The sequence below is a fragment of the Archangium minus genome, assembly GCF_044360475.1.
Taxonomy (GTDB): domain Bacteria; phylum Myxococcota; class Myxococcia; order Myxococcales; family Myxococcaceae; genus Archangium; species Archangium minus.
Window position 1 is genome coordinate 8,994,588 of sequence record NZ_CP043494.1, and the last position, 19,295, is coordinate 9,013,882.

At 66.7% G+C, this 19,295-nt stretch carries 12 protein-coding genes; 2 read left to right on the top strand and 10 right to left on the bottom strand.

The window, feature by feature from the left end:
* The 3 genes from F0U60_RS36525 to F0U60_RS36535 form a co-directional block, all read right to left on the bottom strand.
* A complete protein-coding gene (locus tag F0U60_RS36525; RefSeq protein WP_395806677.1) occupies positions 1 to 4,998 on the bottom strand; it encodes a hypothetical protein in 4,998 nt (1,665 codons plus the stop codon).
* A gap of 62 nt (positions 4,999 to 5,060) precedes the next feature.
* Entirely contained in the window at positions 5,061 to 6,200 is a 1,140-nt protein-coding gene (locus F0U60_RS36530; protein ID WP_395806678.1) for an SH3 domain-containing protein, read from the bottom strand.
* A 255-nt stretch (positions 6,201 to 6,455) separates the two neighbouring features.
* Positions 6,456 to 8,183 (bottom strand): TldD/PmbA family protein, encoded by a 1,728-nt coding sequence (locus tag F0U60_RS36535; protein ID WP_395806679.1) that lies wholly within the window; start codon positions 8,181 to 8,183, stop codon positions 6,456 to 6,458.
* A 135-nt stretch (positions 8,184 to 8,318) separates the two neighbouring features.
* On the opposite strand from F0U60_RS36535, the gene F0U60_RS36540 reads away from it, so the two are divergent.
* Positions 8,319 to 9,074 carry an SDR family oxidoreductase gene (locus tag F0U60_RS36540; RefSeq protein ID WP_395806680.1) on the top strand — a complete coding sequence of 252 codons (756 nt, stop codon included), beginning with the start codon at positions 8,319 to 8,321 and terminating at the stop codon, positions 9,072 to 9,074.
* Positions 9,075 to 9,171: 97 nt separating this feature from the next.
* Here the strand turns inward: F0U60_RS36540 and F0U60_RS36545 are convergent, their stop codons facing one another.
* Positions 9,172 to 10,497 carry a nucleotide sugar dehydrogenase gene (locus F0U60_RS36545; protein ID WP_395806681.1) on the bottom strand — a complete coding sequence of 442 codons (1,326 nt, stop codon included), beginning with the start codon at positions 10,495 to 10,497 and terminating at the stop codon, positions 9,172 to 9,174.
* Positions 10,498 to 10,557: 60 nt separating this feature from the next.
* Positions 10,558 to 12,633 carry an alginate lyase family protein gene (locus F0U60_RS36550; RefSeq protein ID WP_395806682.1) on the bottom strand — a complete coding sequence of 692 codons (2,076 nt, stop codon included), beginning with the start codon at positions 12,631 to 12,633 and terminating at the stop codon, positions 10,558 to 10,560.
* 249 nt (positions 12,634 to 12,882) lie between these two features.
* On the opposite strand from F0U60_RS36550, the gene F0U60_RS36555 reads away from it, so the two are divergent.
* Positions 12,883 to 13,851 (top strand): histidine kinase dimerization/phospho-acceptor domain-containing protein, encoded by a 969-nt coding sequence (locus tag F0U60_RS36555; protein WP_395806683.1) that lies wholly within the window; start codon positions 12,883 to 12,885, stop codon positions 13,849 to 13,851.
* Positions 13,852 to 13,920: 69 nt separating this feature from the next.
* Here F0U60_RS36555 and F0U60_RS36560 read toward each other — a convergent pair whose 3' ends face one another.
* From F0U60_RS36560 to F0U60_RS36580, 5 genes are all read right to left on the bottom strand, one after another.
* Positions 13,921 to 14,427: a hypothetical protein gene (locus F0U60_RS36560; RefSeq protein ID WP_395804454.1), complete on the bottom strand. Its 507-nt coding sequence runs from the start codon at positions 14,425 to 14,427 to the stop codon at positions 13,921 to 13,923.
* Positions 14,393 to 15,157, bottom strand: coding sequence for a hypothetical protein (locus F0U60_RS36565; RefSeq protein WP_395806684.1), 765 nt, complete (start codon positions 15,155 to 15,157; stop codon positions 14,393 to 14,395). The genes F0U60_RS36560 and F0U60_RS36565 overlap by 35 nt, the downstream gene beginning before the upstream one ends.
* A 306-nt stretch (positions 15,158 to 15,463) precedes the next feature.
* On the bottom strand, positions 15,464 to 16,093 hold the full coding sequence (locus tag F0U60_RS36570; protein WP_395806685.1) for a DedA family protein: 630 nt from the start codon (positions 16,091 to 16,093) through the stop codon (positions 15,464 to 15,466).
* An 84-nt stretch (positions 16,094 to 16,177) separates the two neighbouring features.
* Positions 16,178 to 18,703 (bottom strand): response regulator, encoded by a 2,526-nt coding sequence (locus F0U60_RS36575; RefSeq protein WP_395806686.1) that lies wholly within the window; start codon positions 18,701 to 18,703, stop codon positions 16,178 to 16,180.
* A 12-nt stretch (positions 18,704 to 18,715) separates the two neighbouring features.
* On the bottom strand, positions 18,716 to 19,294 hold the full coding sequence (locus F0U60_RS36580) for a chemotaxis protein CheW (RefSeq protein WP_395806687.1): 579 nt from the start codon (positions 19,292 to 19,294) through the stop codon (positions 18,716 to 18,718).
* Position 19,295 lies beyond the last annotated feature (1 nt).

Below are 19,295 nucleotides of genomic sequence, written 5' to 3' on the forward strand. Positions count from 1 at the left end.
CTAAACCCTCTCACCCTTCATGGGCACGCTCCAATCACCCGGCCACATCAGGGGGATATCACTCATCACTTCCGTAGACTCCTCCTGCTGATGGAGCGGCTCGGGGATGGTGAGGCTCTTGCTGCTGGTCAATTCCAGCGCCTTGTCCGCCTTGTTCAAGGGGACGACACGAACCTCGTACTCCTTGGCCCCCTTGAGCGCCTCCGCGATGTCACTCACATCCACCTTGGCGCGGAAGACACCCTTCAAATCCGTGACGCCCCCTTCCTTGGTCCGCAGCTCGTAGGTGACGCAGTCCTTCGGGAGCGTCAGGAGCTTCCCCGAGGAATTGGCGATCTCGATCTTGAAGCCCCTGCTGGCGGGGAGTGCGTTCGTGCGCAGGGAGACCGTCAGGACAAATGGATCGTACAGCGCCGGCTTCGCCTCGAGCTCGACGTTCGGCTCCATGTCGTATCCGACTTCCTTCGAGGGCTGGACGTCGATCCGCTCGGACTTCAAGACCACGTCCTTCTTCTTGACGGAAGCAGTGATCGCAAGTTGCTTCCCCTTCAACTTCTTGTCGTTGAAATCCAACGCCCGCACGACGCGCAGTGGATTGGTCAGAACGGTCGAGACGGCTTTCTTGTCTAGCTCCGCTTTCCCGAAGCTGATGCTCGGCCCGGCCGCATTCCAGAAGCTCGCTGTGCCGCCCAGGAGCGGCACGCAGACCAGGGCCCCCTTACTGGTGAGCTGGATCTCGGGCTCTCCGAACATGGGGCTGTGCAACACCTCCGCGACAGCCGTCGACCACTGCTCCAGGTGACCGCCCCGGGCCAGGCTCTTCAGCTCCTCCACCTTGACCGATTCAGACCTCTTGCCGATCGTGTCCGACGCCAGGAGGCGTCCGTCCTGCGCGCTGCCGCCGTTCGGGAAGAAGAAGCCGAACTGCACGGCCAGCTGGTCTTCATGGGTCATCCCCTTGCGCAGCTCGGTGAAGGCCTCGTTGGCGTCGAACTCCATCACGAGCTCACCGGGGTGCTTGCTCTCCTGCGGCGCCTTCACCCGGATGCGGATGTCGCCCTTTCCCGCCTCCTCGGCATCGTCGATCCAGCCATCGTCCTTTGCCTTGGCCACGACTTCGCGCAGCTTCTCCAGGTTGACAGCCCGGAGCAGAACGGAGAGCCCGTCCTCGGAGAGCCCAAGCAGGGAGATGGGCTGCCGTGCCGCATACCTACTCCGGATGCGCTCCACCGCCTCGACGAGATCCCAGGCAATCAGGGGTTCGGCGCCCGCAGCGAGCTTCTGTCCCTTGGACGCATCGAGGAAGTTCTTGTACGTGAAATGCTGCGTGACGTAGGTGCTGACGTCCTTGACGTTGCCCTTCTTGACGAAGCCATCGACGACCGCAAAGCCGGCTTCCTCCTTGAAGGCCGTGTCCTCCCGCGCGACGACAGGAATCGCCACGTCGGCGGTCTCGAAGACAGAGGCATCCTTCGGAAGCTCGTTGGCCACCCTGCCCTTCCATTTGCGGATGAGAATCCAGCCACGGAGGAGCTTCGGGCAATTCGCCCGGAATGCGACCCGCCAGGAGAAGGTTCCATCCTTCCCACTGGACAGCGCCGCATCGGGCACGATGGGGAGCGAGCCACTCTCTTCTGGCGGCCCTGAGGTCTTCAGGAGGATGGGCTCGAGCCCCTCGAGCTTCAACTCGCCAAGAGCCTGCGCACCAGGCTCGTCGAGGCGCCACTCGCCCCAACCGGGCATCTCCACGGGCAAGGCGAACACGCCTTCGTTGAATGTCCCTGCGGCGATCTCAAGCCGCCAACCCTCGGGCTTCGCCGCCGCAACATGTAAGGCCACCTTGTCCTTGCCATGGCCTCGCTGCACCGCGCCAACGTGGAGGAGCTCGCCGACTCGCAGAGGCTCATACCTCTCCCGTGCTGGCAGCCACCCGATCGCGGCGATCTTCTTCAGCTCCTCCGAATGCCAGAGCGGCACATCGGCGAACTGGATGATGTTGTGCCGGGTCAAGAGCATCAGGAGCCAGGTGAAGGTGACGGGGTGGGGGTTGTCCAGGAAGGTGTTCTTGGGCAACTGCTCGCCGTCCGGACTGTCGGCGAAGAGGGGCTTCTCCTCCCCCTTAGGGCCCAACACCGGCTTCTCGTTGTTCGCCCACCAGCCGATCGCTTCCGCGTGCTTCTTGATGATCTCCTTCGCCTGCTGCTCGTCCGTGGAGTCCAGGATGTCCGAGCCGAGTACCATCTCCGGACGGGTCTTCAGGTGCTCCATCACCTGTTTCTCGATGCTCTCGGGACTCCAGTCATTGAGGTGCCGGAGGACGACGTTCCGCCAGCGGACGGAGGCCAGGGTCTTGAAGTGCTCGACATCCTTCTTCAGGCTCTCTTCCTTGCTCGGGTAGCCCCCGGACTGGAGGAAGAGGCTGCCCTGCGTCGCCGGTTGCACGAAGATCTTCCTCGCTCCGGCGGGCACGTAGATGCGGACGCGATCCTTCTTCCCGTCGTACTCGACCTCCTGCGGCGGGCAGGATGGAGGATCGAAGGTGAACCGGAGCTTGTAGGACCCTTCGGGCAGGCAATCCTTGAAGTTTTCGAGGAGAACATCGACGGGATAGCTGAGGACCTTCTCCTCCGCGGGTTTGTCCTCGGACTTGGGGGCATAGAACGGCAATGCCCTGGAGGAACCCATGAGCCGTTGAAGCAGGCCCTGACTGTAGGTGTCCTTGAAGCCGGCGAGGAGCCGCTTCTCGTCATCACCCATCTGCTCCAACACGGGCGCGAGCTTCACCAGGGAGTCGAGCTCGCCCTCGGAGCCAGATTGTAGCGCAGGGGGATCGAAGAAGTTGTTCTGGTCCTTCTCCTCGAAGAACTCGAAGAAGGGCTTGCCGCCGCTCGACAGCCCGAGCTTCTCCTCGGCGAACTTCAGGAACTGCTCGAGCTGACCCTGCTCACTGGGCGCGAGGAGCTCCCAATGGAGGAAGCCATCACCCACCGCCTCGCTCTTGTCGTCGAGATAGCCGATCAACTCGCCAGCCCGGACCTTGAGATAGGGATGGCATAGGGTGACGATCTCTCCGCCAATGAGGGCCTTGTGAAGCTCGGCCAGATCACTCTCCGGCTTCTTGAAGACCGCGCGGATGGAGTCCCCTGTGTCGTCGCCGAGTTGGAAGGTCTGGGGCTTGGAGAGGTCCGAGCCGATCGTGGTGAAGGAGCCTCCCACCTTCGGGACGATGTCCGCCTCGTCCTCCGAACCTGTACTCCCCTCGTTACCGGCGCCCTCTAACGGCTCCTGGAGCCAGCGGACCTGCTGGAACGCCTCGTGCTTCGGGTCGAGCACGGACAGAGAGCCCCCGCGACGCGAGAGGATCTTGAGCCAGGCCACGTCCTGGTACGTCCCCGCCTTCTTCCAGTTCGGAGGAACCAGGTGCATGTAGAGGCTGTAGAAGGTGAAGCGCTTGGGCGTCTGCGCCTGCTCTCCTTCCGGGGCCGTCTCGCCTTCCGGCGGCGGCTCCTTCTTCGGGAGGATCTCTTCGACGTCGTGGCGGACCAGGATGAAGGAGTTGTGATTTCCCGCGAACTCCTTGGACAACTGGTTCTTTTCGAGGCCCTTCTTCGCCAGCTCGGCCAGCTCGTTCGCCGCGGGATCCGTGCCACCTTCCGTCTGCTTGGGTTCTGGAAGGGCGTTAGCCAGTCGGACGGCCACGATGTATCCCGGCGCGAGACAGCGCACCTCGCGTTGGAGGACCCTCGGAGTGGGCTCGGCCTTCTTAGGCTCCTGAGCCTTCGTCTTCGAGTCCTTCGCCGAAGGCTGCTCCTTCTTCTCCTCGGGGGGAGGTGGCGGAGGGGGCGTTCGCGAGAAGCTGGAGAGCTCCAGGTGAACCCCCGAGTGGAGATTGCGTTGGCTGCCCAGGGGGAAGAGGCCCTTCGCGGACGCCTCCGTCATCTCGTAGCAGTTGACCGGGCGGAAGCGCTCCTTCCGTCCGTCCATGGGATAGGCAACGGAATACGCCACGTTGGTGAAGACACACTCGGGGGGAGCGACCGTCGGCCGGTGTGAATAGATGAAGGCCCCCCCTTTATTGGGCCCGGCGTAATCCATGTACAAATCGTCGCGGACGCTGCTGAGGGTGTTCTCCTCGAAGAACTTCCGGGCCCGGATCAACACCAACGAGGCCGTGGCGGCATTCCAATCACCGGTAATTACACGAATCATGTCGTGCTTTCCGGTGAGCTGGGAGAGCGCATCCACATCGGTCCTCGTCCCCGGTGAGGGCACCGAGTACATGCCGCTCTTGATCTTCTTCTCGTGGGTCGCGGGATCAGCCACCGCCAGCCAGAGGTGCCGGCCCGTGTCATCCTTCAGATAGACGTAGCCAGCGATCAGGATGAGATGGATGGGCGCACTGCCCCGCATGGAGAACCCGGAGTAGAAGATGACCGGGTTGTTGGAGGAGACGGCCTCGAGGATGGTCGCGAGCCTCGACTCGATGAGGGAGGGGTCGTTCGCGATCCGAGCCGCCAATTCTTTCCGGTTAGGCAGATCGTAGGGCAATACCGTGCCGAACGAGAAACCCAGCAGGTGAGAGGCGCTGAACTCCATCTTCTCGAGCTGGGTTTGGGTCGGCGCTGTGACCACCGCGACGTCGCCCTTCGAATAGGACGGGTCTGACACCCAATACCCATCGAGGTTGACGTTGTGCGGGGCGTCCGTTGGCTTCTTGTGGAAGGCCCGTTGACCGCCCGGGAAGCGCAGATCCACGTAATGTCCCTGCTGTCCCCCGTCCCAGTGTGTGATGAACTTTGATTCAAAATCACCACCCTGCACGAACTGGTAGTAGTTGAACGCCATGGAGCAAGACGTTCTTCCACACCAATCCGACGGCCCTGCCGGATAGTGCTGTCCGAGGAGCGGAACCTTGAGGATGTGGTATTCGTCCAGTGCGGCAAGCAGCTTTTCTGGAAGCTCGTACTTCCAATCCGGCAGATACCTGGTCTTCTTCATGACGCACTTTCAGGAGGAGAGATTCGGTCCCGGATCCTCGAACAGCGGCTCCGCGTTTCGGTCTACGGACCACCCTGGAGGCAGCGGTGGTGCACCTCAGGGTACCTGTCGAGCTTGAAGGAATACGCCTTCTCTCCCAGGTAAGCGATGTCACCGCGACCTTCAGGCAGCTTGAACAACTCGCGCGTCGCGGCCACGCCATCATCTTCGAGCGTCAGCTCGATTTCGTTTCCACGCTTCGACACGGCGGAGATCCAGCGGGATTTGATCCCAGCGTCCATGCCCACGTTCTCGATGAGCAGGAGCCATCTGCCGTGAATGTCCGGCTTGAACTTCAGCAAGTACGGCCTCTTCAAACAGTCATCCCAGTGCGCCTTCCAGATGCCGGATTCACTCCGCTCCAGCACGGCCCATTCCCTGGGCAGCCCATCCAGGATGGCATGAGAAGCGTCATCGAGAGCGAATCGACCAAAGGCCAGGTCCCCCCTGCCGGAAGGGCTCGGCTTGATGTCGAAGAAGAGTGCCTTCTCCATTACCGAGGTCGTGGCGAAGCCGGTTGATTCGAGGATCTCCCCCGTCAATACCTGGGCTTTGTCGATCTTGTATCTGCCGCGATAGACGGCCACACGCTCGGCGTTCCCGAGGGCCACCACAAAGAGAAACCCCTTCGTCTCGACACGGATCTTCACGTCCTTCACCCCGGCCACAGCGGCATCTCCAATGCAGGAGCTATCGTTCTGCTTGAAGCACGTGTGCTTGAACGTCCGAAGAGTCTTGGGCTTCTTGATGCCAGCCACCAGTTCGAGGTTCCGCTCGAAGAAGAGAGTCCCCAGCAGTTTCTGCAACTCGACGTCCTCCGGGGAGAGAGTCGCGGCGCGCAGCGCGCTGTCCTCGCGCTGCTTGAGGGAGAGGCTCGTGTCCTGCGCCTCGGCCTTGAGCTTCTCTGCCGACGGCTTCTCCGGCCCCAGCAGGGACGCGGACGCGTAGCCGTCCTTCTCTCCGCAGCGCACCTTCAGCCACGTCCCATCAAGCTTCTCGGCGACGCGGCACTCCGTGCCGATCTGGAGCTTCTCCAGAATCTCCGCTTCCGCGGAGGGCTCCTTCCGGAGGTTGAGAGAGGAGCCGAGGACGTAGACCCGTTGCTCCGTAGTGGCATCAGCTGCAGCCGTGGCAAGCAGGAGGGAGAGCAGAAGCGTTTGCATCTTCAATGGTCCTGGAAGACGTCTGAAAGTGAACGACGATGACACGGGCAGTCCGCGGTTGTCCACGCGACCGCATCGATGCCGGATTCGAGTTTCTAGACGATCGGGTACTCGCCCGATTCACGGCGCGCGGTCACGGACAGGTGTATCCCTCGCAGGTCCGCGCACCTTGGCGCATCTTGGAGGCGGGCGCAGAAAAGCTCCGAGAGGTGAAGTCTGGCCTCTCGGAGCTCGCGCTCCAACGCCTCGGCGCTGCTACTTCACCTCGCCGCTCGCGGTGGTGCTCGTCGCGGGGCTCATCAGGATGGGCGGCCGGTCCTTCCCTTCCTCCGCCCGCTGCAGCTCGATCTCCTGCAGCAGCACCGCCGGCGCCACCGTGGACACCGGCACGTTCCCGCTCTCGGCTCCGCAGTACCCGTTGAACACGCCCTGCTTGCGGCCCGTGCTCATGATGCGGTTCACCGACGACAGCGGCGTGCCCACGATCTCCACCCCGCGCACCAGCGTCTCCTGCCCCGTCTTCACGTCCACCCGGTACACCATCCGCGGCACACCCTTGAACGCCTGGTAGCCGTAGCTCGATGTGTTCGTGTTCCCGCCCGTGATGTCCCGGATGATCAGTCCGTACGGCTTGCCCTGCCGCTTCGCCTCGGCGATGAGCTGCTTCTTCAGCTCCACGTCATCCACCTGCTTCGTCGAGTCCACGATGAGGTTGGCCATGCGCGCCACCGGCTTGCGCGTGCCCTGGCTGCGCCCGTGCCCGTTGGACTGCAGGAACCCCTCCACGGGTCGCCTCGAGAGCAAGTAGCTCCTCAGCACGCCCTTCTCCACCAGCACCACCTTCTGCCCCTTCACGCCCTCTTCGTCGTACTCGTAAAAGCCGTTGAGGGGCTCGTTGCGCAGCGCGCGCACCGTTGGGTCATCCACGATGCTGATGAACGTGGGCAGCACCTGCTTGCCCACCTGGCCCCGGAAGGTCTTCCCCTCCCCTTCCCCATCCTGCCGGTCTCCCTCCAACCGGTGCCCCACCGCCTCGTGGAAGAGCACCCCCGCAGCCTCCGGCGCCAGGATGGCCGGCCCTGTGTACGGGTCGATGGCGGGCGCCTTCCGCAGTGCCAGCAGCTCGTTGATGATCTTCGTGGTGGACTCGGACAGCGTCTTGTCGTCCGGCAGCCCCGCCTCGGTGGGCGCGTAGTAGTTGCGCGAGTTGTCCAGCAATTGCCCGTCGTCCGCGCGCGTCACCGCCGTCACGTGCAGCCCGTACATCGTCTCTTCCGTTATGATGCGGCTGCCCTCGGTGGACACAAACAGGCGCTTCACCTTGTCCGCCGTCACCCGCACTTCCGAATCGAAGATCTCCGGGTGCGCCTTGAAGCGCTCGGACACCTCGCGTGCCACGCGGACCCAGCGGTCATGGTCGAACGGGAAGGCCACCGGCGGTTGCACGTACTGCACCGGCTTCTCCTTGGAGAAGGACGGCGCCTGCTTGGGGTTCTCCACCGCGTAGACGTTATCGCCCTTCTTCTTGAGGAACTGCGAGAGCGCGGCCTTGTACTTCTCGTCCGTCACCAGCCACAGCGAGGTGCGCAGGGCCATCGGCGAGTCGTCGATGGGCGCGTCCTTGTTCGAGATGTAGCTGGAGCCCTTGCCGCCGCCGAAGAACTCGTACTCCTCGGGGCCCGAGTTGTCGAACTCGTAGGAGCCCACCCGCACGTCTACGTACAGCTTGCGCTCGCGGTAGGTGTCGTCCAGGAAGATCGCTCCATATCGGGCAACGATGCCGTACTGCTCCGCCTCCTTGAGCTGGTAGCTCATGAAGTACGGAGGCTCGTGGTTCTGCAGCTTGAGCTGCTGCTGGTTGCGCTGGAGCTCCTCCGCCATCGCGTTCATCAGCGTCACACGCGCATCCGGAGCGGGCGCGGCGGCGGTGAGGACGACGGAGGCGGCGAGCAACGGAAGGACTGGCCAGTTTCGGGTTCGCACGCCCCGACTCTACCCGACCCCGCTGCAACCGGCAGGTCCGACCTGGGGTGAACGGCAGGTGGAGAACGCGGCCAGACAGCTCGCTTGGACACCACCCGGGGGGAGGCGCTAGACAGCGCCGCCCAGGAGGCGTTCATGGACAAGAAAGTCGTGGTGATCACCGGAGCGAGTGCGGGCATTGGCGCCGCTCTGGCGGAGCAGGTAGGCAGGAAGGGATGGCAGGTGGTGCTCGCCGCGAGGCGCGAGCCCGAGCTGCGCCAGGTGGCAGCACGCGTGGGACCCGAGGCGCTGCCCGTGGTCGCTGACGTCTCCAAGCGAGAGGATGTCCAGCGCGTGATGGAGGCGGCCCTGGCCCGCTTCGGCCAGGTGGATGTCTGGGTGAACAACGCGGGGCGCGGCATCAGCAAGCTCGTCTCCGAGCTCACGGACGAGGACTTCGATGAGATGATGCGCGTCAACGTCAAGTCGGCGCTCTACGGCATCCAGGCCGTGCTGCCGCACTTTCAGTCGCGCGGCAGTGGGCACATCATCAACGTTTCGTCCGTGCTGGGGCGGGTGCCTCATGTCCCCCAGCGCTCGGCCTACAACGCGGCCAAGCACGCGCTCAACGCGCTGACGGCCAACCTGCGCCAGGAGCTGCGCGAGCGCTTCCCCGGCATCCACGTCACCACGTTCCTTCCGGGAGTGGTGGCCACTGAGTTCGGGGTGAATGCGCTCGGCGGCGGAGTGGACTCGCGCCAGATTCCGGGCGCCCAGTCCGTTGAGGAGACCGCCTCCGTCCTGCTGGGGGTGATTGAACGGCCTCGCCCCGACGTGTACTCGCGGCCCGAGTACCGGCAGCAGGTCATCGCGTACTACTCGTCCGAGGACCTGCTCATCCCCGGGCGATGAAAAAAAATGAGGCCCCGCCCCGGCGCGCCCCCTCCTTGGCGCCGCGGCAGGACCTCCTGTGTGAACCGGACGGCAACCGGGCCGGCCGGTCTTCACGCTAGGCCTTGGTGACCTTCTCGCGACCCGGGCCCACGTTCTTGCAGGCGTTGCGGGTGTCGACGACGCACTGGGAGTGCTTCACCACCTGGTTGTAGTCGATGCTCGAGTGGTCCGTGAGGATGACGACCGCGTCGTACTGGGCGAGCGTCTCCGGGTTCAGCGGCACCGACTGCATCGTGTAGTGGAAGCCGTGGCCCTCCTCGAGGCGAGGCACGTACGGGTCGTGGTACTCGACCTCGGCGCCCTTCTCCTTGAGCAGCGAGATGACCCGGAGGCTCGGGCTCTCGCGCATGTCGTCGATGTCCTTCTTGTACGCCGCGCCCAGGCACAGCACCTTCGCGCCGTTGAGCGTCTTCTTGTTCTTGTTGAGCGCCTCCATGGTCCGGGTGACCACGTAGTACGGCATCTGCTGGTTCACCTCGCCGGCGAGCTCGATGAACTTGGTGTGGAACTCGTACTCGCGCGCCTTCCACGTCAGGTAGAACGGGTCGATGGGAATGCAGTGACCGCCCAGGCCCGGACCCGGGTAGAAGGGCATGAAGCCGAAGGGCTTCGTCCCCGCCGCCTGGATGACCTCCCACACGTCGATGTTCATCCGGTCGCAGAGCATCTTCATCTCGTTGACCATGGCGATGTTCACGCACCGGAAGATGTTCTCCAGCAGCTTGGCCAGCTCGGCCACGCGCGTGGAGGACACCGGCACCGTCTCCTTCAGCGCGCTGGCGTAGAGGGCCTGCGCCACCTCGAGGCACGCCGGGGTGTGGCCACCGACGATCTTCGGGATCGTCTTGGTGTTGAAGTTCTTGTTACCCGGATCCTCGCGCTCGGGGCTGAAGGCCAGGTGGAAGTCCACGCCCGCCTTCAGGCCGTTCTTCTCGAGCAGCGGCTTGAGCACCTCATCCGTGGTCCCCGGGTACGTGGTGGACTCGAGGATGAAGAGCTGGCCGGGCCGCACGTGCGGCGCCAGCGCCTCGCCCGTCTTGATGATGTAGCTCATGTCCGGCTCACGCGAAGCCGTGAGCGGCGTGGGCACGCAGATGATGATGCAGTCCATCTCGCGAGCCTTCGCGAAGTCCGTCGTCGCCTTGAGCTTGCCCTTGCTCGTGAGCTCCTGAATGGGCTCGCTGGGGATGTGCTTGATGTAGCTCACCCCCTTGGTGATGTTCTCCACCTTCCGCGTGTCCACGTCGAGCCCCGTCACGGGGAAGCCGGCCTCCGCGAACGCCATGCCCAGCGGCAGACCCACGTAACCCATCCCGACCACGCCCACCTTCGCCTCCCGCCGGCGGATACGCTCCAGCAGCGGGCTCACCATCACGCGCATCTGACTCACCTCTCCCATGAAGGCATGCCGGGTCGCCCCGTCACGCCCCGTCCATTGCCTTCACTTGAAGACGACTACCCACCTCAACCAAGCCGGGGGCGACACCCGCACCCCGAACACCACAACCTGCGACGGCTCCACGAGGCCGTAGCCCGGCGAATACCGGGACGGCTCCAATCGCGGCTCCAGGCCCTCCGCGAAGAGCACCAGGGCCACCGGCGACTCCGCCGGCCCCAGCTCCACACCCAGCGATGCGAAACTCCGCGGGGCCGCCGGTACACGCAGCGCCCGCGCCAGTTCCTCGCGCGTGGGCGCCTTCAGCCTTGCCTCGCGGTCCGGAAGGTGGATCCGCCCCACGACATCGTGAAGCCCCACCCCCACCAATGCGTCCGTCACCCCGAGCGCACGCTCGCGCTTGTCCAGCACGAAGGTGCGCTCCACGCCCACGGGCGAGGCCAGCGAGCGATAGCCGTCGTGCCGCACGGTGAGGCGATCCAGCTCGGCCCCCGGCTGGAACACCTGCACCCGGGCCCGCGCCGCCTCGGGCAGCGCGAACAGCCGGTTCGGATCCAGCGGCGACTGCTCCTGGCCGTCCACCTGAAGCGTGTTGTGCGCTGCCGTGGAGCGGAAGGCGTTACGCACCGTGGGCTCCCGCGTGTACGTGCCCGTGCCCGGATCCACGATGACGGGGCGCCCGCCCAGGTGCAGCTCGAAGGAGAGCTTGTCGTTGTGGCTGTGCCCGCCCACCCCGTGCTGTCCCTGCAGGCCAGCGCTCACTGTCACCACCGCTCCCGCCCCACGCAGGACGTGGAAGCCTCCCGCAGGGAAGCTCACCGACTCCGCAGGCCGGGCGCGAGGCAGTGAACGGAAGCGCTCGAGGCCAGAGCGTCCCAGCAGCCACGCGGCCTCGTCTGGGAAAGAGCCCTCCGCCAGCGTCTCGAGGCCGAAGAGCGCTGCCCCCAGCGGCGCGAGGTAGCCCTGCTCGCGTGGGTCGCGCTCCTGGAAGGGGAAGACGCGGCCCGAGTCGTTGTCACCTAGCTGTGGTGCGAGCCCCTGCTCGGAGCTCCAGGCGCGCGAGGCCGCGTACATGCGGCGCAGCCGTGCCTCGTAGCGGAGGCCCAGCTCCACGCCCTGGCCACGTGCCACCACGAGCGCGAGGGTGAAGAGCTCCACGGACAGCCGGTGGTACGGCACGGAGCCCTCGAAGGAAGTGCCCTCCGCGTGCACCTGCGCCACCATCTGCGCCCGGAGTCCCGCCACCGCGCGCGCCACCTGCCTCGACGCGTCCGGCAGCTCCGGGAAGAGCAGGCCCGCCACCAACAGGCCCACGTAGTTCGAGACGAGGTGGTTGTTGGGCACCGCCCCGTGATCCTCCAGGTGCGCCTCCACCCAGGCGGTGTGCTCGGCCAGCGCCTCCAGCACCGGCACGAGGAACTCCGGCCTGCGCGCCTCGGGCGCGTCCGCGAACATCACCAGCGCCTGTGCCAGGTTGGCCGCTCGCAGCGCCACCTCCATGGCGCACGTCCAGTGCACGCCCTGCCCCACTGGGTTGGCCTGGAGGAAGTCCAGCGTCCGCGTCACGAAGGCCCGTGCGAACGTCCTGCGCGCCTCTTCGTCGCGCTCCACCCAGTACCCCTGCCCGAGCGCCACCAGGCAGTCCAATCGGCCCAGCACCCACGGGTACTTTGGATCCACGCCCGGCTGCGCCAGCCGCAGCCGCTCCACCGGCACGACTGGGTAGCGGTAGCCGCTCACGGGATCCCTGGACCAGTCCACCGGCTGGCCTTCGCCGAAGCACACGCGCGTGCCGAAGACGTCGAACTCACCGCGCAGGGCGGCCCGGGCGCGCTCCAAGGCCCGTTGCCTGGCACCCGGCAGGGCCTCGAGCGCCTCCAGGACGGAGGTCCGCTGCACCACCTCGCACCAGGCCCGGCCAGGACGCGCCGACAACGCACGTTCCGCCAGTTCGTCCGTGTTGGCGGCCCCGAAGGCCAGGAGCAGCCCCGGCTCGTCGAGCCGCTCGCGCCTCTTATAGAGGGCCTGCCGCGCCACTCCCTGGACTCGCCGTGCCACTCCCCTGGCGAGTCCTCCCGGCGCAAGCCGTGCGATCGTCGAGTAGTACCCCAATGTCCCCATTCCGCCGCTCCGTCCCATCCCGGACGGCAGCCAAAGCAATTGGCCGGCCAGCGGGCTCAGAGGGACGTGCCGGCCCCAGCGCTGGAGACTCCCTGTAGTCCAGTAAAAAAGTCAGGTGGACGGGAGCCACTTTGGGGAAAGGTTTTCCTGCCGGCACCCCTCGCGTTCCTATGAAGAGGTGCGTTGCGCCATCCGCCTTCCGTGGCCATTCCTCCTTATGTGCAGGCGGGTGCTTGGAGCGGGTGGCGCGTGGGGAGGAGTGTCAGCGCCTCCGAGGTGGAGCGAACGGTTTCGGCGATCGCCGAGCGGGCGCTGCACCACGGAGCGCAGGCAGGCCTCGATGCGCTCATGGAAGCAGCAATGCGCCTCACGAAGGTGCACGGGGCCGCGTTGTACGCGGACGGTCATCGTGTGGCGCTCGCAGGGCTTGAGCCTCCGGCGCCGGCTCAGGCCCATCCTCTGCAACTCTTGAAGGATGGGCGCACGACGCTGGTGCTGGGTGAGCCGTGTATGGATACCGCGGATCAGCAGCACCTTGTCCGGCTGGCAGCCCTGGGCACCGCGCTCCTGGCTAGTCTGGCTCGAGAAGATGAGGCCCGAGCTGAAAGGACGCGGCTGCGTCAAGAGCGGTTGCGGTTGAGGGAGCAGCTCGCGCACCGGGATCGCGCCTGGTCCCGAGCGGCGCATGACCTGCGCACGCCCCTGCTCGTGATGCAGGGTTACATCGACATGATGGCCAAGGGCATGGCTGGCGCGATTACACCCGCCATGCAGCGCTACCTCGAGCGCATGGCTCGAGCCGCAGGTGAGATGAACGCCCGGCTTCAGCACCGCCCCTCGGGCGGGGACACACCGGCGGCGGATCTGCGTCCCTTGTTGAACGCTACTTTTGGCTCCGGGCGGTATGGCTCCGCACGGCTGGAGTTGCCTTCCGGCTCGGTGCGCGTCCGCGCGCCCCGAGTGGCAGTGGCGTTGCTGATCCGCTCTCTGGGACGGCTGCTGTCCGGGGCGGGCGCTTCCGCGGTGGTGCTGCGGGTGGATGTGCCCGAGGAGATGAATATGTGGCGGCTGCTCGTCCAGGCTCGTGCGGAGCGCCCCTTGCCAGAGCGTGCACGCGAGTCGCTGGAGCGGCTCGCCCGGAGATGTGAGGCTCGGATCTCCTGGGGTGAAGCTTCTGGGCTCGAGCTGGTTGTGCTCCTGCCTCGTATTCAGGAGTGAGATCGGCGGCCACGGGGAAGGACATACCCTCACCCCAGCCCTCTCCCAAAGGGCTGAGGATTGCACACGCTAGGCAGGCGGGGGGGCGGCGGAAAGGAACTGGGCAAGGGAGAAGCCCGCGACGTAGTCGCGCAGCCGTTCGTAGCCGCGCCAGAGGACGAGCCAGCCCGGAGGGCGCTTCTGCGGGTTGGCCATGTAACCGCCCAGGGCGGCGATGAGCAGCAGGGCCTGACGAAGCGTCAGCGCCCCTTGCAAGGGCATGCGTGGAGAGAGTTGGGGTGCCATGGCTTGGAGCACTTGCACCTCGGCCGGAGCCAGCACTGCGTCGGCGGGCTCATCCGGGAGGGTACGGCTCAGGGTGCGCAGGCGCAGCAACTTGACGGAGGTCAGCAGGGTGAGGGCGAGCAGGTTCTCCAGGTGCTCGCGTGCCTCGTGCTGACGCCCCTCCAGTCGGCAGCCCGTCTTCAGGGCCTTGTGCAATTCCTCAATGCCCCACCTCTTCTGGTAGGCCGTCACTGCGCCCCAGGCCGCCTCCTCACTTTCAATGGGCGCGTTGCTCAGCAGCAGCCACTCCACGGCTTTCTGTCCCTGTGGCGGCGCCTCTTCGCGCACCAGTACGCCCCACACCCGCACCGGCTGCCCACCCTGGCGCCCGGGGGCAGCAGCGTGAGGGGGCATAGCGCAGCGACAGCGTGGCGTCGCGTGCCGTGCGCGCCACCCTGTCGGCCCGGGCTGGCTGGGCCGACACGTGCAACGGCCGGCTGCCCACCACGGGTAACCCTTCCAGGGTGGCCCACAGCTTCCCCCCTTCCCCCTCCACTCGCCTGTCCTGGCCGGCGCGCACCAGCAGCTGAAAGCCCTCGCCGGTCGCGCGGGAGAGCAACTCGAAAATGTCTCCTTCGGCGTCGATGATGTGCAGCAGCCGCCCTGGCTCTCCCACGCGCTCTTCGGCCTCCACCAGGGCCCGCCACCACAAGACGCTCTCCTTCTGCTCGAAGGGCCGCTGCTTTCTGCTCTTGGCCTTGCCCCTTTGCGCGGCCGGGCGCTCCCAGGTGCACGCTCCCAGCACTCCAAAGGCGGCGCCGTCCGTCTGCACCACCAACGCCGTCTGCACGAAGAAGCCCTGACAGACGGGGTTGCCCACCTGTCCTACCCCGCTCATGGACAGGTGACTGAGTTCCACCTCGGTCCGGTCGTGCACGCACAGCGCCACTTCTCCCGCCAGCCCTTGTGCCACCGCCTTGCCCACTGTCTGGGCCGCCGGCTCCAGCAGCCTCTGGAAGCTGACGTCTTCATTCTCCACCATCCGGTAGGCCCCATTCGCTCCGCCCGGCTGGTGCCCAATCGATTGAGGGTGACCCCAGGCTGCCCCTCCATCAGGTGAAGGGTGTGCAGCAGCCTGTCCCTCAGCCACACCTCGTCCTGGGGACCGAAACTCCCGGCCGGATAGAGAACCTCGTACGTCAGATACAATGCGGCAGCGTCCATGGGCTGCCTCCCTATCGGACCCTACCGCTCAAGTCATGCGCCTTCCTGCTTGCCCACCCCTTGCTCCCTCTCTCCCTCTGCGTGTGCATTCTTCAGCCCAAAGGGAGAGGGGGCATACACGGACTCAGGGTTTGCTCTCGGGTGCAGGTACGACGCGGGTCGCGGCTCGCACCGCCCGCTGTTTGATGAAGCGGACGCCGAGCACGATCAGTGCGATCGACACCGCCGCGATGAGCAGCCAACGTAAGCCGCCCTGCACGTCCGCGAGCACCGTGGGTCCATACCGGTAGCCCAGCCACGTCATTCCCATAGCGGGAATCCACGCCGCCGCCGCGTCCGCCAGGAGGAACCGGCGGTATGGCAGCCCCGTGGCTCCCGCAAGCAGGAACGCCGGAGCGCGCAGCCCCGGCAGGAAGCGCGCGAAGAACACCGTCACCGCCCCACGTCTCGCGAAGAGCTTCTGGAGGAGCGTCATCCGCGCCGGCGTCAGCATCTTCGACAGCTTGGGGTGGGAGAACACCTTCGGCCCCAGCGTCCGCCCAATCCGGTACAACGCGCTGTCCCCCGCCAGGATGCCCAGATAGGCGGCGAGCCCCATGAGGGAGAGGCTCGCTCCACTGTGCGCGACCACCAGCCCTCCGGTGATGACGACGAGCTCCTCACTCAGCGGCGCTCCCACTCCACACAGCACGAGCAGAAGAAATACCGCCGGGTACGAGAAACCCGCGATCCACAATGCGATCTGCGCCTCCACTCCGCCTCCTGCGATCCCCGCAAGCTGCGCACGCCGAGGCAAGAGGAGAAGGGGGGCCTTTCGAGCCCCCGCCCTCTCGCTCGCTCAGGCGTTTGTGGGCAGGAGCTGGCGTACCAAATCCAACAGCTTGCCGCGCTCGACCTCGCGCTTGACGAGGTAACCGTCCGCGCCCGCCTCCAGGCCGGCAGCCCGCTCCTGCGGACTGTCCAGCGAGGTGCACAGGATGACGGGAATGTGCGACAGCTTGGGATGCGAGCGGATGCGCCGGGTCAGCCCGATGCCGTCCAGTCGGGGCATCTGCCAGTCACTCACCACCAACTGGCAGGGCGTGCGCTCCAGGATGCCCAGCGCCTCCTCGCCATCCCCGGCTGTCACCACCGAGTAGCCGGCGATCTCCAACAGCGACTTGATGGCGAAGCGCGTGGTCAGCGCGTCGTCGCACACGAGGATGTGCGAGCGACGGACCTCGGTGGCGGCGCGCAGCATCACCGGAGCAGCGGCCGCGCGCAGCAGCTCGGGCGCATTGAGCACCGGCACCACGCTGCCGTCGTCCAGCATGGCGGCCCCGGCCAGGTGCGACACGCTCTGCAGGTGCCGCCCCAGGGAGCGGACGACGATCTCCTGCTGCCCCACCACCGCGTCGATGGCGAACACCGCGCGCACGCCTCCGAGCGCCAGCACCATCGCCGTCTGCGGCTTGCCCGACTCGAGCGCCAGCGGCAACCGGGGCTGCCCGATGGCCACCGAGAGGGGGTGGAAGGGGAGCTGCTCGCCATCCACGCTCGCCACCACGTGCCCGGCCACCGTGCCCACGTCCGACGGCGCCAGCCGCAGCACGCGCTCCACCGCGTCTGAGGGAATGGCCACCACCGCCGTCCCCGAGCGCACCAGCAGCCCCAGCGCGCCCGCGAGGATCAACGGCAGGTCGATGGTGAAGCGCGTGCCCTGGCCCTTCTCGAAGGAGATGTCCACCGCGCCCTGCAGCCGCGTGGCCGTGGTCTGCACCACGTCCAGCCCCACGCCGCGCCCGGACGTCTCTGTCACCTGCTCGCGAGTGGAGAAGCCCGGCTCGAACACCAGCCGCGCCGCCTGCATGTCGGTGAGCTTGGCGGCCTCCGCCTCGGCGAGCAGCCCGCGACGCACGGCCGTGGCCTTCACGTTCTCCGGGGACAAGCCCGCGCCGTCGTCCTCCACCACCACCGCCAGGCGTGTGCCCCGGGGCTCCACTCGCACCGTGAGCGTCCCGCGCGAACTCTTGCCCGCGGCGACACGCTCGGCCGTCGGCTCGATGCCGTGATCCAACGCGTTGCGGACCAGGTGCAGCAGCGGATCCTTCAGCACGTCCACGATTCGCCGGTCGATGCGCACGTCGCCACCAGCGAGCACCAGGTCCACGTCCTTGCCCAGCCGCGCAGCCAGCTCGCGCACCGTGCGCTTGAGCGGCTCCAGCATCTGGGAGGCCGGCACCATCCGCAGGTCTCTCAGATCGTCGCGCACCACCTGGGCCACCAGCGCGAGCTGCTCGCCCTCACGGTGCACGTCCTTGGACAGCTGCAGCAGCCGCTTCTGCACGCCGCGCACCTGCCCCACCCCCGCGCGAAGGGTCTCCAGCGCCCCGCCTCCACCGCCGGACAGCGCAAGCTGCTGAGCCGCGCGCTCCAGTTGAAGCAGGGCCTGGTTCGTCTGCTCCATCAGCTCGCGGTGCGCCTCCGCGCGGCGCAGTTGCTGCGCTCGGCCCGCCGCGAGCTGCTCCACCTGCAGCGCCAGCGAGTCGAGCGTCCGCACCGACACGCGCACCGCGCGGTCCATGTCCTGCTGGCGCCGGCCGGCCGCCGAGCGAGCCGTCACCTCGGGCTCCGCAGGGGGCGCCACGGGCTCGACCGGAGTCTCTTCCGCGAGCGACTCCAGCGCGCCCCGGAGCTGCACCAGCGCGCCCGCGATATCCGAGGCCGCCACGCTGGCGCCAACCCCCGCCTCCTCCATGCGCGCGAAGCCAGCGCGGATGGAGCTCGCCAGCGACTCCACGGCGGTGACGCCCACGGTGCTGGCCGCGGCCTTCAACAGCTCCGCCAGGCCCACCGCCTCCCAGACGGCGCCTGGACGATCCTCCAGGCCCGGCGAGCACAGCCGGCCCAGCGCCGTCTCCAGCTTCTCCAGCGTCTGCAGACCATCGCGCCGGAAGTGCGACGGCACCTTGGGCTTCGTCTCGGTGACCTGCTCGAAACCACCCTTCCCGAGTGCGGACAGCAGCGCCCCCAGGCCCTCGATGGTCGGCATGTCGCCGGAGTCCCCGCGGTTGAGCGCGGACTCAATGGCCGACAGGCTGCGCAGGGTGCACTCCACCAGGCCCGGAGGCGGCACGTGGCCGGGATCGCAACGCGCCAGCCCGTCCTCGATGGCGTGGACCAGCTGCTCGATGTCCGACAGGCCCAGGCTGGCCGCGGACCCCTTCAGGCTGTGCACCTCGCGCTTGAGGGCGGTGAGCTGCTCGGACGCCTCATCGGCAGTCCCCTGCTCCAACCCCAGCACCGCCGTGCCGATGGTCTGCAGCTGCTCGCGCGTCTCGGCCGCGAAGATGGGCCAGAGGCTGCGCAGAACCCGAGGATCCATGCGTCCCTCGTCCTATCCTCGCCCCACCACGGAGGGATCGCTGAGTTGCACGAGGTCGAGCACCATCAGCCGATTCCGGGTGAGGAACGTGAAAGGTCCTGGCGGCGGGTGGGACAGGTCCGCCCGAGGCAGCTCCTGCCGTCCGTCCACCTCTTCCGCCGCCAGACCGAAGAACTCCTCGGACACCTCCACCACAACGACGCGCGTCAGGTCCGACATGCCGCCTCCCTCGAGGCCCAGCACCTGGCGCAGATCCAACACCGGCACCACCCGCGAGCGGGACACCAGCGCTCCCAGCACGTACCGCGGCGCGCCCGGCAGCGGGCACAGCCCCTTGGACTCGAGCACATGATCCACCGCATCAATGGGCACCGCGTAGCGCTCACCTCCCACGCGGAAGGCGAGCACCGACATCGTCTCACGGCGCTCCTCGTGGCGCGACTCGGCCAGCGCGCGCGCACGCTCGGCCAGCACCTCGCGGCGGCGCTCCGGGCTGAGCACCTGGGCACCCTCGAGCACCGCCTGCGCCTCGTCCAGCTTGCGGCGCAGTGCCGTGTAGTCGATTTTCCCGCTCGACGAGTCGCCAGCCATG